The sequence below is a fragment of the Vagococcus sp. genome, assembly GCF_052102835.1.
Taxonomy (GTDB): domain Bacteria; phylum Bacillota; class Bacilli; order Lactobacillales; family Vagococcaceae; genus Vagococcus.
On the sequence record NZ_JBQEIL010000002.1, the window covers coordinates 39861 to 55357 of the forward strand.

Sequence of the window (15497 nt, forward strand, 5' to 3'; positions counted from 1 at the left end):
GGTAAAACCGATGCTAGTCTTTTTTGTTTTTTCGTCAAATGGCTCCATAATAAATAAGGCTAATAAGAATTTTAAATTCTTATTAGCCTTATTTTTACTTTTGATATAAAAAGCATGTCGTCTTTTGATTATGATTAAAATAGTTATTTAGTTGCCTCATTTTTGTTGGTTCTTATGAGAATTATTTAAACAAGATAACTTTCTGTCAGTTCGATAAATTCAGCCACATCTTTTTTAATAATATCGATACCAGCTTGCCAAAAATCAGCTTGAGTTAAATCAACATCTAAATGTTTTTTAGCTAAATCTTCGGTTGTCATTGATGCAGTATCACGTAACAATGCGATATAGTCATCTTCAAAGTTAGTGCCTTGTTTTTGGGCGAAAGCATAAATACCTAAGCTAAATAAATAACCAAAAGTATATGGGAAGTTATAGAAAGGCACACTGTCAATATAGAAGTGTAATTTACTAGCCCAGAAATGTGGATGAACGGTACTTAAAGCACCAGAATAAGACTCTTTTTGAGCAGCAATCATTAATTCCGAAATTTCTTCATCATTCAATAAATGTTCTTTCCGTTGTTCATGATAGTTATTTTCAAAAATAAAGCGAGCATGAATATTCATAAACATCGCAATGGCATTTTGAATTTTTATATCTAATAGATTAATTTTTTCTTCAATAGAATTTGCTTGTTTAAGGGTAGCATCAGCTACAATTAGCTCAGCAAAGGTGCTAGCGGTTTCTGCAACGTTCATTGCATAGTCTTGACTCATCGCAGGCAAGTCCCACATGACATGTGAATGGAAAGCATGACCTAGTTCATGAGCGAGAGTTGCGACTTCGTTGATTGATTCACCGTATGTCATAAAAATACGAGATTCTTTACTTTCAGGTAGACCTGTACAATAACCACCTGGTCGTTTGCCGGGGCGATCTTCAGCTTCGATCCAACTTTTTTCAAAAGCCATTTGAGCAAAACTAGACATCTTAGGGCTAAATTGAGCAAAGTTAGTAATGATAAATTGGGCAGCTTCATTGAAAGTGTATCTTTTTTCTTCAAAATCACCTAATATGACAGGAGCATCTTGATCTTGCCATTCCATTTTTTCTTTGCCAAAAAGATTAGCTTTTCTAACGAGAAAGTCAACGAAAGGTTGTTTGTTATCCGCAATTGTTCCCCACATTGCATCGAGTGTTTCTTGTTGCATACGGTTATATTCTAAAGGAATCGTTAGGTGATTAGTGATTCCGTGTAATTTATTGTTATTAATGCGGAAGCCATCTAAGTGGTTCAAAGTATCCGCAAAAATAGGTGCTTGGCTTGCCCATGTTTTTTCCCATGCCTCGAAGAGAATAGCACGAACGTCAGAATCAGCATCTCCCATCATACGATTAAAGGCTTGTCCTGCTGAAAGTTCAACTTTTGTGCCGTCTTTTTCAGTAAAGGGAATTTTTATTTGAGCAACGATTGTATCATAGTGTTCACTCCAAGCATTAAAACCATCAATGGATAGTTGGTTAATGATAGCTTCCTCTGATTCGCTGAGTAACCGTTCCCCTTGTTTGCGTAATTCGTTTAAGTTAAAGCGCACGCCTTGGGCATCGAACAAAGGTGAAGCTAAAAGAGTTTCCCAATCCTCAGTAGTCAATCCTGTGATTTTTTTTAATAAAACAACATTAATATTATCAAATTCTGTGATTTTTTTATAAACATCGGCGAGTAGGGCTCCCGCTTTTTTATTGGTTGTATCTGCTGATTGGATGGCCGTTACAAAACTAATGATTTGTGAAATTCCATTTTGGATTTCTTCTTGATTATCTAAAATAGTTTTTAAATGCCCAGCTGTATTGCCCCATGCTGCAACGTTTGTTTTCAATCTGTTAATTTGTTGATCTAATAGATCGCATCGTTTTTTTAGTTCTGCAGATTCAGTTCCCCCTGTGAAAATAGAATCTAAGTCCCAAATTAAAGAATATGTCATATGAATGATTTCCCTCCTAATTATTATAAGATTATTATACATGATTTATGATAAAATGAGAAAAGAATTTGGATTATTAGGAAAAAATGATAAAATGGAAAACTTAAAAATAAAGTTTTTTTAAGAAAGAATAATCAAATTTAGCGCTTAAATCAATAAAATAATCTTTTTGCCAATCTTGAGTTTTGTTTGCTGTTTTATTTAATTCTTTTTCCCAGGTTGGATAAACTCTGATTCCCATCTTTCCTTTTGAGTTTTCTGTTTTTAGAATTCCTTTTTCGAGCAACCTTTGTTTTGGAAAGATAAATTGCCCTTTATTTTTTCCATCAATTATTGTGATGATTAATTTATCTGGTGAATCATCGAAAAGGTAGGGGTGATTTTTTTGATGGGAATCTTTTTCCCAGAAAACCACAAAGTAACCTTTTTTTGTAGATGTTTTTTTTGCTAAACGACTGCGATAAGTGAAGTTCGAAAGATTGAAAGTAGCCCCTTCATATTCTTGGTTTTGTGTTTCCAATCTGAGATTGCAAATGACCTCGTTTGTAAAGTGGGGAAGTAAGGTTGTAATTAATGTAAGTGAAGTGAGAGAGCCCATGATTTATTTCCTTTCAATTCTATTTTTTAGAGTATATCATAGCTTAAGGGGATAAGTTTTTATTTGTTTTGCAACTAGCATAAATTTAATTTAAAATGAAACGATTGATTGAATCGGTCACCGTTTACTAAGGGGGAAAATTATGAAGAAAATAAAGAAAAATGGTAATATTTATTTGTTCATCGCACTTATTATTATGGTCATTTTGTTTATAAGTTCATCACAAACTTATGAACAACAGTCAACGGTTCCAATCCTACAAAGGCTTTTGAAGAATGAGCCTTTCAAACTATTTTTGAGTCAATTTGAATTTCACTATGCCGGTAATCCAATCAGTGTGGCTGAGAAAGGTTATTTTTATTTTGTTGAATTTTTTATTCGAAAAGGGGCGCATTTTTTCACCTTTTTTATTTTAGGTGGGTCACTCTTTCTTTTATTATTTAATCGAACGAAGAGTTATTTTATTAGTTTTTTAACGGCTTGGATGAGTGCGACAGGCTATGCCACTTTAGACGAGGGCCATCAAATGTTAACTGGTGGGAGAAGTCCTTTGTTTCAAGATGTTGTCTTGGATAGTATCGGAGCATTAACTGCGTGTGTTCTCGCTTGTTTTATCCTTTGGTGGCAAACATCTAGGAAAAAAACGAAAAGGTAGTGATGTGTTACTTTTAGGGTAGTTTTATGATAGAATGCGAGTGTAGAAGAATTTTAAGAAAGAAGGGATTTTAGAATGGCAGGACATTCAAAATGGAATAATATTAAGGGAAGAAAAGGCGCGCAAGATGCAAAACGTGGCAAGGTTTTTCAGAAATTATCTCGAGAAATCTACATGGCGGCTAAAGATGGTGGCTCTGATCCAACCGTAAACCCTTCATTACGTATGGTATTAGATAAAGCCAGAGCAGCAAATATGCCAAACGATAATATTCAACGCGCAATTAAGAAAGCAACGTCAGCTGGAGAAGGTGAAAATTACGATGAAGTTATTTATGAAGGGTATGGACCAGCAGGTGTCGCAATTTTAGTTCATACACTGACGGATAATCGTAATCGTACAGCAACCAATGTTCGTGTGGCGTTTAATAAAAATGGGGGTTCTCTTGGTGAAACAGGCTCCGTTGCTTATATGTTTGATCGTAAAGGTTATCTTGCGATTGAACGAGAGGGGCTAGACATCGATGAGGATACAATGATGTTGGCTGTTTTAGAAGCGGGTGGCGAGGATTTAGAGGCTTCTGAAGAAGTTTTTGAAATCTATACGGAGCCTAGCGACTTTCCTGAAGTTCGTGACGCATTAGAAGCCGAGGGATATACGTTGGCTCAAGCTGAATTAACGATGGTCCCTCAAATGCTAACGGATTTAACGGAAGAACAAAAAGAAAGTCTTCTGGTCATTGTTGACACCTTAGAAGACGATGATGATGTATCTGAAGTTTATACCTCTGCTAATTTATAAAATTAATGAAATAACCAATTTATTGTTGCTTTTTTATGACAATAAATTGGTTATTTTTATTATACCCAAAAATGATAGGATAATTATAAAAAATAACTAGATAACAATCATTCTATTCGATATGATACAATATAGTTATTAAGTTGATATAAACATACACTTTCTATTTATAAGATGAATAGTATGTTTGTTTTTTTAGGAGGACAGGTAGAATGAAAATAAAATTTGGATTAGTTGCATTGGCCTTGAGTTTCTTAATCAGTTCTTCTGTGATAGTAGAAGCATCTGAAAAAGAAGGAGAAACGGAAAGTATCGAATTGCTTTCTTCAGGTTACAATGAAAAAAATAATTTGGGCCAAGGGAAAGGATATCCTTTTTTATCTGAAGAAACGGTTGAGAAAAAGATTGAATATCGTGATGAGAAGACAAATAAGTTGCTTCGACAAGAAACAAAAATTTTACCAGCAGGTTCGACCTATAGTATTACATCTAGCCCACCTGAAGGCGTCGATGTAGTAGGAGTAAAGGGAGCTGTTTCTGGGACGGCAGAACAAATTAAAACGGGGGAGCATTCAGGACTGACGATTTTAAAAACAAGTCCAACAACTGAACTTAGTTTAGATTTTAGTGTGAACCGTCAAGCTAATTCTTTATCAATCGCGATTGAAGAGTTAGTTGCGAGTCAAGAGGCTCGAACAGAGGAAGAAAAACAAGTTCAATCTATTTCCATTCAAGTTCCTCAAGGTTGGAAATTAAATAAAGCTTCAGCAGTGACGGATATCCCTCAAGCTTTGAAAGATGAATTAGCCATCGGTGCTTCAGGAGATGTTAACGAAGGTGAAGAAATTATTTACGTAGCGGACGATGATAATGATGTTTCAAACTATAATTCTTATAGTATAGTATTTCGTAAAAAAAATGTCGGAATTTGGGTGGGACACTCGATTGATTTACCGCTTATTGATGATTATTTAGAAAATTTAAAAATTGAAAAAGAATCATCTGAAGTGAGTGGTAAAGATTTAGGAGAAGTTACGATTTCTATTGATAGTAAGTACTACAGTTCATTAGTCGACGAAAAAGGAGCCACTCACTATTATGAAAAAGTAAATACTTATTCGCCTGGTGAACAAACAAGTACAGAGAGTGAAGGGATTATTGGACGTGATGACTATCGCCCAGAAGCTGAAGCTAACTTACAGGATTTAAAATACCCACGTACTTTTTATCAAGCTTATAATGAGGCACGCTTGATGACTTACCGTGGCCTTCGTGGCTATCTTGTGACGTTGGCAAGTCTAAGAGAAACAGAGTTCGCTTTGAACGCTTTGGGAAATTATGATGGTTTCTTAGGTGGGACACGTGCGTTAGTTGACCGCGAGCGTGGAGAAGCGACAACTGAAAAAAATTCAGAGAAAATTAGTCTTAATATGAAGGTTTTAGAAGACCCAACAAATCGAGAAGGTATTCCACTGAAATATCAATCGTATTTTTATAAGGCGACGGCAGAAGATTGGTATTGGGCGGATGGCCCTGAAGCTAGTGATGTTTTCTTAAAAAGAGCTAAAGGAGCTGTAACTAAAGCTAAGACTGGTAAAGCGTATGAATGGACTGTCGATCATAAAATATGGCATGCTAATAAAGTTTCAAATGACAGTTCTTCAATGCCAGAAGGTGGAGAAATGCATCTCGGTTATTGGCAAGGGCAATGGAATGATTTTGCGTCACAGCCAAATGAGAATACTGGTTATTATGTGGAGTATGGTGGTTTTGAAGGTCAAAAGGAAGTTGAAACTGCAAGCACACATAGTGCTAAAATCCCACAACCAGTGTTAGGACGATTGGTTTTACCAGATGGTAGTATTCATCAAACGGTAAATCTTATCCCAACAACAAGTGAATATAGTATGGGGACAATCATTCCGCTGGATCGTATTAAAATCGATCGAGAAATAATGATAGGTTCAACTAAATATAGTTTAGTGATGGCAGACTTAGAAAAAATCGACCCAATCACTATTTCAGAAGAACTTCAATATCCAGAATTAAACTATCAAGAATATATTCCTGATGTGACACTTACTGTTCATTTTTCCTATGATCAAGCGGGGAAAAAGCCGATTTATCAAGATTATAAAAACACGTTAAATAAGGTTAAAGTCGCTCCGTTTAAAGTGAAAATTGCTGATAATTTAAAACAGACGTTAACAGATAAGCTAGCTAAGACTAAATATGATGGTTATTTAACGCCTAAAATAGTTTGGACGGATACTGGTAATGAAGTCACAGCGACAGATAAAGTACCTAATCGAGACTTCGCAATTACTTATCAATATCGTGGTTACCAAATAGTAGCAGGTATCGAAGCAGAAAATTTAAACTTTGAATCTCAACAAGTAGAAAAATCAAACGTATCCGAAACGACAACGCTTCAAAATGATGCGCGATTAGAAATTTCTAATACTCGTGAAGATGCGAATTGGAAGTTATTTGCTAATCAAGAGGGAGAAATAGCGACAACGATTGACGGAAAAAAATATGAGTTTATGGGTGTTTTATCTTATTTGAATAGTCAAAATAGTATGAAAGAATTGAATGAACAGATTAAACAAATTGAAGAACAAGACCCAGATGAAGAAAAACCTTATACGGTCGTTGATTTGAAATTGACAGATAGTAGTAAGCAAGGACTCCAATTACAACAGCATTCGGGAAATATGGCAGGTGATTATGTTGGTAAAATAGTGTGGAGTCTAGCTGATATCCCAGAAGTTCCTTAAATAAAAAAGTTAAAAACTAAAGTTCTAAGATGAGTTCGCTCATTTTAGAACTTTTTTTATATAAAAAAATAAGCGGTTGCTTTACGAATATTAAAGATAACAGGAGGCAATCGAGATGAACATCAAGCATTTTGGGCAGCAGTTATTAAAAAAAGGGATTAAAACAATGGCAAGTGATCTTTATTTATTTCCATCAGGTGAACAAGTCTACGAATTAAAATTTCGTTACCATGATAAAAGTTATCTAGAGCAGGAGGTATCGAGGGAAGAAGCGGATAAATTGATTGCTTTTTTCAAATACTTAGGGGGGATGGATGTTTCAGAAAAACGAAAAGTTCAGGTAGGTGGAACGACTGTCGCACGAGGAAAGAAAAATTATCGGATTAGATTATCGACGGTTGCAGACTACCTTAACCGAGAGACTTTGGTTATTCGGTTTTTATATTCTCGAGAATCGGGTCAAAAATTAAGGTACATTTTACCAGAACAATGGCTGTTTTTAACCTCTCAAATTAAGAACAAAGGCTTGTACCTATTTTCAGGTCCAACAGGTGCAGGGAAGACAACAACCATGTATTGTTTAGCCCATATATTCTTCCAAGAAAGGCAAGGACAAATCCTCACGATTGAAGACCCTGTTGAAATTACAGATGCCGCTTTTTTACAGTTTCAGGTCAATGAAAAAATCGGTTTAACCTATGAAGAACTGGTTAAAGTTTGTTTGCGTCACCGGCCAGATTTATTAATAATAGGTGAAATTCGGGATGAGTCGACAGCAAGAATGGCTTTACAAGCTGCTTTGACGGGACATTTAGTTTTTTCAACGATTCACGCAAAAGATAAACAGAACATTCGACAACGATTGTTGGATTTAAAGGCTTCTCCGATTGTTTTAGACCAATGTATTCAAGGAATGGTCTATCAAGAGTTATTACCACTAGCATCAAGTGAACAGGAGTACGGTGTATTGTATGATTTAACTTTTCAAAAACAGGAGGTGACGACATGGGAAAAAAGTCTTAACGTGGCGTACAAACAGCAGAAAATTACTCAAAAAACCTATCAATTATTTTCGACCTCGTTTTAAAAGGCAAGAGCGTTATCAATTTTTAAATCTATTACTTCATTTGCTAAACCACGGTTTTAGTTTTCAGCAAAGTTTTGCTTTTTTGAAAATTGTTGATAAAAAGCATACCGATAGGATTAAAGAAATGGAAAAAGGACTATCGAGAGGGGCCTCTTTAGCAAAAGTATTTATGACCCTCGGTTTAACGTCTGCTGAATTAGCTCAGCTTCAATTTGCAGAAATTCATGGGGATTTTGTTGGCACGTTGACACGGGTTACCACTCATATGAGTGATTTAAATAAAAATCAACATAAATTACGTCAATTATTAGCGTATCCATTGGCTTTGTTACTTTTCGTTTTCCTGTTATTATTGGCAATGAAAAAAATAGTGTATCCTCAACTTCAAGAATTATATCCGACAAAATCACTGTCGAAGAAAATTATTTTGCTACAACATTTTCCTGATATTTTAGGGGTCAGTTTAATAGTTATTCTCTCTACTTTCTTATTGTTTTATTGTTTATCTAAGCGTTTATCCGCTTTAAAACGGGCTAATTTATTTAGTTCATTACCAGGGATTAAAGGAATAATGAAAAGTTATTATACCGCTTTATTTTCAACGGAATGGGGCCACCTATTAGTCCAAGGGATGGAATTACGCGATATTATTTTAATCATGAGTGCGACCGGTTATACACCGTTGATGCAAGAGATGGCGTATGAAATCGAAGTGAACTTAGAAAAGGGTCTTTCACTTAGAACGGCTTTGAAAGAATGGTCTTTTCTAACAGATGAGTTGCGATTGATCATCCATAAGGGTGAAATTAAAGGAACGTTGGGGCAAGAATTAATGATTTATGGACAAGAGGAGTGGCGTCGCTTGATGGAGAAAATGGAACGAAGTCTGGCTTGGTTACAGCCAATTATTTTTATTTTGATTGCTGGGTTAATTATTTCGATTTATGCGGCATTGCTATTGCCAATTTATAGTGGAATGGGGGATTTTATTTAATGTTAAAAAGAATAAAGCACGATAGAAAAGGCTTTACTTTATTAGAAATGCGGTATAGTAAATATGTTTATACCGCAAAACGCCACTGTATCACCATTTCATCATCTTTTAGAGTTATTTGTTTTATGAGCTTTCTAACTATAATTTTTTGTTTTTCATAATCCAACTTAAGAATTGATCCTTTCAGACCTTTCAATATATCGGTAGCCTCGCTTATTTTAAGGTCAGGTTTCTTTTTATTTGACCTATTCAGTTTGCCTTCAATAGCAGCTTTTTCTTTTTGTATTAGCTCCTTTTTATTATTAAGCATTTCTAAAGATAGGGACTCATCAAGGTATAAGCTAACTAATTTTTCAAGCTTACGGTCTAATTCTTCTACTCTTTTAAGAAGTGGCGTGTCGTCGATTTCTTGGGCGCTATGTGAGTTTTTCTGAATGAGTTGAGGATTTATACGTAACTTTTCTATCTCGCTTAAAACGACGTTTTCCAGCTCCTCCTTTGGATAATCGCAAGAAGGGCAGTTATCAACTTTAACCATTGTAACGTTCTTTTTCTTACTAGTTCGTGAATGACATTTATATATTTTTGTTCTAGTGCCATCTTTCTTTTTAGCGTACTGGTGCAGTCCAAGAGCAGCTCCACAATGGCCACAACGCACTAATCCAGAAACTAAGTATTTTGCTTGAAATGGTCGAGGATTATTATTTTTCTTGTATGCTTCTTTTTGTCGGATTTCTAATTGTTTTTGCACTTCATCATAGACCTCTTTAGAAACAATAGCTTCATGATTGCCAGGGAAAATCTGATCTTTATATTTTGTGTAACCAGCATAAGTAGGATTATCTAGTGTTTGCCTGATAGTTCTATAAGACCAAGCTATATCTTTTCCGATGTGGCCTTCGTCGTTCATTTTGTCTCGTAACTTTGTAATTGATATACCCGATAAATAATCATGAAATATCTGTTTTACTATTTGCGCTTCTAACTCCACGATTTCATAACTATCCTCTTTGTGTTTATAACCAAATGGCGCCCAGTTCCAACTCATAGCCTTACCAGCTTTAGCACGTCCTATTTTTCCCATTGTCATACGCTCTTTTATTTGTTCTCGTTCGAGTTGCGCAAACACTGCTAAGATACCAATCATAGCTTTACCAAATGGAGTAGATGTATCGAAGTTCTCGTTTAAAGAAACAAAATTAGTATTGTTTATACCAAAAACATCTTCTATTAAAAACAAGGTATCTTTTTGAGAGCGTGATAGACGATCCAGTTTATAGACTAAAACAGTCTCAATTTTTTTATTTTCAACATCATGTATTAATTTTTTAAGTCCTGGTCTGTCTATATTAGAACCAGTAAAACCAGGATCCTTATAAATATGAGCTACTTGCCAGTCCTTCACTTCACAAAACTTTTTTAATTTATCAATTTGTTCATCGATTGAATAGCCTTCTTCAGCTTGTTCATTTGTTGAAACTCTTACGTAAATAGCGGTATTCATATTATTTCAGCTCCTATTATGTTAAAATAGGCATAGCTAAATAAGCCATGCTTATTTAGTCTCTCCTCACGTCCCGACTCGCCAAAGTTAGGGGGCGTGTTTTTTTATTTAAAATGTCGGTTGAATTATATCTTTAGTTTTTGTTGAATATGCAATCAACATAGAATCATTATTATCATCTTGGTAAGCAAAAGTTATAGCGTCGTTGTTGTTCGCTAATTTCTTTGCCTCATCAGAAATGATTTGTCTAATTGAATTGATATACATGCTTTGTTCTTCGCTTGCGTCTTCGTTCCTAATAGCTTCATCAGCCTCAGCTAATTTTTTTCTTGTATCTTGATCTGTTACTTCAATTCGTATCACTTCGTGAGGTTTATCTGATTCGCTATCGACTACGTCCTTATCTAAAGTAACATCTACAGTTTTACCGTCTTTATTAAATTCATTTTCTAATGATTTTAAAACTTCATTATTTGCAGATTTTGCGTCTGTGCTTTCTTGTGCAGTTTCCACTTTTTCCTCACTTTCTTTAGTTGGCTTTGGACCATTGCTGCTGCAAGCAACTAATCCAATACTAACTAATGTAATAAAACCCATACTAACAAATTTTTTCATTTTATTTCCTCCAACTCATTTTTTTATAGAACAGATGTAACTTCAATCGCTTTACCTAAAATTCTTGCGGGGTTATTTTCATTAACGATATAAGGATTATAATCTGGATTTAAAGGCTCAAGAATAAGTGAATCTTGTACTTTTCTTACACGTTTAAGAGTTGCTTCAGTATCCCCATTAACTAAAACCGCTGCAATTTCACCGTTCTCGACGTCAGGTTGTTCTCTTATTAGAACAAAACTACCGTCTGGAATTTTAGGATCCATAGAATTCCCTTTAGCTTTTAAATAAAAGACGTCTCCTGTAGGTAAGTTAGTACTAGAGCGGTCACGATAACCTAATATGTTTTCCTCTGCCAGAATAGGTTCGCCACAAGCAATGTCTCCAAGCACAGGAATTGATACAATGTTTTTTACAGTTGTGAATTGGTTGTTTGATAACAAATTTGTTTCGACAAACTCAGTGGGGCTGATATTAAAATACTCAGCTATCGGTGTGATCATATTCATTTTAGGTGAACGTTCACCACTTCTCCATCTTGATACGGTAGTCCTCGATACATCAAAGTGCTCTGCTAACTGGTTGTCACTGACATCATTTTGTTTCATAAGCTGGGTAAGTCTTTCAGAAAATACACTCATTATTAAAGTCACCTCTTTTTTGTTATATATTGTAAAGACAATTACATAATACAATTTATGTTCCAAAAATGCAACGAAAATATAGAATTAGTGACAAAAATGCTTGATACCATTTTATACCTGTGTTATATTTAAACCAGAAAAGAGGTGACAAAAATGCACAAAAATTTATTTGCGGAACGTAAAGCGCTAAAAAAAACTCAAAAAGAAGTTGCAGAGTTTTTAGGAATGTCTAGGGAAACGTATGCTAGGAAAGAGCGTGGTACATATCAGTTTGACCTGGATGAAGCTTCTAAAATATCAGTTTATTTGAATGTACCATTGAACGAGTTATTCCCAGAATTTTTTTAGTTTAAGTGTGCCAAAAATGCACAAAAAGGAGTTTTTAAAATGATTTTTAAAATTAAGCATATTGATTCAAACGAAAAAATAATTTCAGATATTTCAAAAGTAGTCTTACCTAAAGGCTTAAGTTTAACAGTCTATCAAATAATTAAAAAGGAGGTACTAGTGTGAAGGAATTAGTAGTAATAGAAAATGAGCAAGTAGTGACAACAAGTTTACGTGTTGCAGAAGTATTTGAGAAACAACATAAGCACGTCATTGAAGCTATCGAGTTAAAAATTCAATCGGCCGAAAACTCGGCTCATTATAAAAAAATGTTTTCGGAAGGAAGTTATAAGGATTCAAGAGGTAGAAATCAAAAACTTTATTATCTGAACAGAGATGGATGGACATTTATAGCATTTGGATTCACTGGTAGAAAAGCTGACGAATTCAAACTCAAATACATAGAAGCTTTTAACAGAATGGAAGAACATATAAAGACAGGAAGCCAGCACCAATTACCAACGGATCCAATGGAAATTTTACAACTTACATTTGATGCTCAAAAGAAAACAAATGAGAGAGTAGGAGTTTTAGAAGGTGACGTTAAAGAAATTAAAGATAACCAGCTTATAAGTACTGAAGATAAGAACTCACTTGACCGAATGATTAGGCGGAAGGTTGCAATTATTTGCAAAGAGCAACATCTTGAACAAAAAGCTAAATCATTACTTTTTAGTGACATTGGAAAAAGTATAAAAGAATTGTTTGGAGTACCTCATAGAGGGCGTATCAAAGATAAAGACTTCCAAGCAGCAGTTGATTTTGTAAATAGCTGGGAGCCTTCGTCTTTAACGAAAACTAGAATAAATCAATTGATGCTTGACGTATAGAAAGGGGGAATCAAGATGAGTTTTTACTTAAGCAGAATTAACGGTTATGCATTAACGACTTTTATATTAGGCATAATCGCACACTATTTATTAGCAGAAAAAGTTCTGATTTTAGCAGTACCCATGTTTCTATATTGGTTAGCTAGTCACGATATAAAAAGCTTTGAAAGAGAACAAAAGCGACTTCGCCGCCAAGCAAAAAGTCGCTAACAAAAATATAAAACAAGGTCATTATAACATGAAATGAGGAAAGATAATGAAAATGAGTGAAGAAGTAGATGAGCTTTTCAACGGAATGTTTTTACTGAAAAGTAAGTTGAAGCAGCCTAAGTTTGATAGTTTGGTAGACTACAAGACAAAAAAAGGTGATCGTACCAAATTTGAATATGCAACATTGAAAGCAATTGAAGAAGCAATTCGAGAAGCAGCACAAGCAGCTACATCAGGAATTGATTTCCAGCAAGAGGTTATCAACGAAAATAACAGCTTAGCAGTTAATACAATTATTTACCACACGAGTGGCCAGTGGGTAATGCATGGGCCATTCACATTCCCTACAAATGGACAGAACCCACAAGGTCTGGGTAGCCTTTCAACATATGCAAGAAGATACGCATTGTCGGCAGCGTTTGGCATTGCAGCAGACAAAGACGACGATGGCCAAGCAGCTAATGCTGATCACAAAGAAAATCAGCAAGAACCTTATCTAACTGAGCAGCAAAGTAACGAACAGAAAATAGAAAAGACAATTGCTGAATATAAAAACTATTTACTGGAAAATAAGCGAGACGTTAACGAATTGAACCAATACATTATCGAGAAGGAAAACGTGGGAAAAATTGAACAAGTTGATAGATTGCGAGTTATGGGCTATTACAAAGCATTTGTTACTAAGCAACAAACAGCTAATGCGGAGAGAGAAAAACAACAAGAAGCAGTGCAAACAGAATTAGATGGAGTTAATCCTGTGAGATGGGGGCAAAAAAGATGAGTAATGAATTAGTAACAGAAAGAAAAATATATTTAGATTTCACACCTGCAGTTTTAGACATGACGAACTATGACGAGTTGAAAGTCGAAGTTGAGAAGTATGCAGACAAATACAAAGGTCTCGTATTTACGAGAGATGAAAAGACAGGAGCGAATCAAGCGAGATCTGAATTACTAGCTCTACAAAATGCAATCGAAAGTGAGCGTAAAAATGTTAAGCAGGTATACAACAAACCTCTAAAAGAGTTTGAAGATCAGATAAAAGCACTAACTAAATTAATTGATGAACCTTTAAATGATATTCGAGAAGGACTCAAAGTAATAGAAGATGCAGAAAAAGATGAGCGAGAAACAGCTTTAATGACACTTCTAAGCAGCAAGTTAGAATCGCTAGACATTTGCATGGAAGATTTAGAGATGGACGCTAGATGGCTCAATAAAGGAAACTGGACATCAAAATTAAACCCAACTTCTAAATTTGAAGCTGAGATAGATCAAGTAATCGCCCAAGCATTAAAAGAAAAAGAACGAAAAGAAACAGAGTTACGGATTCTAACAGAATTTTGCAAGACTCAAGGAATCGAAGCAGCAGGATGGACAAGCCAACTTGAATTTAAATCAGCACTAGAAGTTATTGATCTAATTAATTTAGAAAAAGAACGTAAAGACAGGTTGGCAGCAGAACAAGAACAAAAACGAAAAGAACATGATAAATTCATAGAGAAGCAACAAGAAACAATCAAAGAAGCTAACGAATTTGCAGAGATGGAGCAAACAGACAGCAAACCGGAAAACAAGATATCAAATGACATAAGAGTGACTGGAACTATCAAGCAGCTGAATGCTTTAAATGACTTTCTGATTAATAGCGGAATAGAAGTAGAAGAAATAATTATTCAGGAAGAAAACACACAAGACAGTTTAACAATTGACGACTTGCCATGGTAGAACGAAACTCTATGGAGTATGAGGGACAAATAGTAAGAGTTTCAGGTAATGAAGTCACTTTCAGATTAGATCGTGACTTTGATATTGCCGAAGCTAAGAGATTAGCGATAAAAGGAGAACCACGAAGCATTATAAGAGTGATTGATGAGCGTAATATTACTAAAGCGCAAAATGGAATGATATACGGATTGTTTCACGACATCGAGTTATACACAGGTTATCCACAAGAATGGGTAAAAAAAATGTTGAAGTCAATGTTTTCTGGATATAAAGGGATTGAATCATTTAGTTTAGAGCAATACAGTATCAGCCAGGTATTTGCAGGAGAATTTATTGAATACATTCTCGAATTTTGCTTTGACAACGAGATCCCTTTTAAATATCAAAAATTCCACTTAAGCAGTGACATAACAAGAATACTATTCCTTTATTTGAAACATAGAACCTGTTTTGTATGTGGCAAGCCGCACGCAGATATGGCGCATTATGAAGCTGTTGGCATGGGGAGGAACAGAAAGAAGATAGATCACTCCCAACACCGATTTATGACGCTTTGTAGGGAACACCATAATGAACAGCACAACATAGGTTTAACAGAATTTATGAGCAAATATGTGTTAGTACCTATCAAACTAACACCAGAACAAGTTAAGGAATTCAAGATTGGAGGATGAAA

General features: G+C 35.0%; 16 protein-coding genes. 11 read left to right on the top strand and 5 right to left on the bottom strand.

What is annotated here, in order from left to right:
* Window positions 1-185: 185 nt before the first annotated feature.
* Both ACTJFD_RS02165 and ACTJFD_RS02170 read right to left on the bottom strand, forming a co-directional pair.
* Complete coding sequence (locus ACTJFD_RS02165) at window positions 186-1988, bottom strand: M3 family oligoendopeptidase (RefSeq protein ID WP_442259413.1); 1803 nt, start codon at window positions 1986-1988, stop codon at window positions 186-188.
* Window positions 1989-2091: 103 nt separating this feature from the next.
* Window positions 2092-2586 (bottom strand): MepB family protein, encoded by a 495-nt coding sequence (locus ACTJFD_RS02170; RefSeq protein ID WP_442259414.1) that lies wholly within the window; start codon window positions 2584-2586, stop codon window positions 2092-2094.
* Between the two features lie 142 nt (window positions 2587-2728).
* Here ACTJFD_RS02170 and ACTJFD_RS02175 point away from each other — a divergent pair, with 142 nt between their 5' ends.
* The 5 genes from ACTJFD_RS02175 (at window position 2729) to comGB (ending at window position 8903) form a co-directional block, all read left to right on the top strand.
* The gene (locus ACTJFD_RS02175; protein WP_442259415.1) at window positions 2729-3241 is read left to right on the top strand and encodes a VanZ family protein; all 513 of its coding nucleotides are present in this window, start codon (window positions 2729-2731) and stop codon (window positions 3239-3241) included.
* Between the two features lie 75 nt (window positions 3242-3316).
* A complete protein-coding gene (locus ACTJFD_RS02180) occupies window positions 3317-4042 on the top strand; it encodes a YebC/PmpR family DNA-binding transcriptional regulator (protein ID WP_442259416.1) in 726 nt (241 codons plus the stop codon).
* Window positions 4043-4254: 212 nt separating this feature from the next.
* Window positions 4255-6822: a hypothetical protein gene (locus tag ACTJFD_RS02185; RefSeq protein WP_442259417.1), complete on the top strand. Its 2568-nt coding sequence runs from the start codon at window positions 4255-4257 to the stop codon at window positions 6820-6822.
* A gap of 115 nt (window positions 6823-6937) precedes the next feature.
* The gene (comGA, locus tag ACTJFD_RS02190) at window positions 6938-7909 is read left to right on the top strand and encodes a competence type IV pilus ATPase ComGA (RefSeq protein ID WP_442259418.1); all 972 of its coding nucleotides are present in this window, start codon (window positions 6938-6940) and stop codon (window positions 7907-7909) included.
* Window positions 7884-8903, top strand: coding sequence for a competence type IV pilus assembly protein ComGB (gene comGB / locus ACTJFD_RS02195; RefSeq protein WP_442259772.1), 1020 nt, complete (start codon window positions 7884-7886; stop codon window positions 8901-8903). The genes comGA and comGB overlap by 26 nt, the downstream gene beginning before the upstream one ends.
* A 67-nt stretch (window positions 8904-8970) precedes the next feature.
* Here the strand turns inward: comGB and ACTJFD_RS02200 are convergent, their stop codons facing one another.
* The 3 genes from ACTJFD_RS02200 to ACTJFD_RS02210 all read right to left on the bottom strand — a co-directional run bounded on the left by ACTJFD_RS02200 (window position 8971) and on the right by ACTJFD_RS02210 (window position 11663).
* Window positions 8971-10407 (bottom strand): recombinase family protein, encoded by a 1437-nt coding sequence (locus ACTJFD_RS02200; protein ID WP_442259419.1) that lies wholly within the window; start codon window positions 10405-10407, stop codon window positions 8971-8973.
* Window positions 10408-10515: 108 nt separating this feature from the next.
* A complete protein-coding gene (locus ACTJFD_RS02205) occupies window positions 10516-11022 on the bottom strand; it encodes a hypothetical protein (RefSeq protein ID WP_442259420.1) in 507 nt (168 codons plus the stop codon).
* Between the two features lie 23 nt (window positions 11023-11045).
* Complete coding sequence (locus ACTJFD_RS02210) at window positions 11046-11663, bottom strand: LexA family protein (RefSeq protein WP_442259421.1); 618 nt, start codon at window positions 11661-11663, stop codon at window positions 11046-11048.
* A gap of 156 nt (window positions 11664-11819) precedes the next feature.
* Here ACTJFD_RS02210 and ACTJFD_RS02215 point away from each other — a divergent pair, with 156 nt between their 5' ends.
* The 6 genes from ACTJFD_RS02215 to ACTJFD_RS02240 all read left to right on the top strand — a co-directional run bounded on the left by ACTJFD_RS02215 (window position 11820) and on the right by ACTJFD_RS02240 (window position 15495).
* Entirely contained in the window at window positions 11820-12014 is a 195-nt protein-coding gene (locus tag ACTJFD_RS02215) for a helix-turn-helix transcriptional regulator (protein ID WP_442259422.1), read from the top strand.
* Window positions 12015-12175: 161 nt separating this feature from the next.
* Window positions 12176-12883, top strand: a complete 708-nt coding sequence (locus tag ACTJFD_RS02220; protein WP_442259423.1) for a Rha family transcriptional regulator — start codon at window positions 12176-12178, stop codon at window positions 12881-12883.
* Window positions 12884-12898: 15 nt separating this feature from the next.
* Window positions 12899-13093 carry a hypothetical protein gene (locus tag ACTJFD_RS02225; RefSeq protein ID WP_442259424.1) on the top strand — a complete coding sequence of 65 codons (195 nt, stop codon included), beginning with the start codon at window positions 12899-12901 and terminating at the stop codon, window positions 13091-13093.
* A 46-nt stretch (window positions 13094-13139) separates the two neighbouring features.
* The gene (locus ACTJFD_RS02230) at window positions 13140-13874 is read left to right on the top strand and encodes an ERF family protein (RefSeq protein WP_442259425.1); all 735 of its coding nucleotides are present in this window, start codon (window positions 13140-13142) and stop codon (window positions 13872-13874) included.
* Complete coding sequence (locus tag ACTJFD_RS02235) at window positions 13871-14821, top strand: DUF1351 domain-containing protein (protein ID WP_442259426.1); 951 nt, start codon at window positions 13871-13873, stop codon at window positions 14819-14821. Before ACTJFD_RS02230 ends, ACTJFD_RS02235 begins: the two co-directional genes overlap by 4 nt.
* Window positions 14822-14832: 11 nt before the next feature.
* Window positions 14833-15495, top strand: a complete 663-nt coding sequence (locus tag ACTJFD_RS02240; protein WP_442259427.1) for a putative HNHc nuclease — start codon at window positions 14833-14835, stop codon at window positions 15493-15495.
* Window positions 15496-15497: the final 2 nt, after the last annotated feature.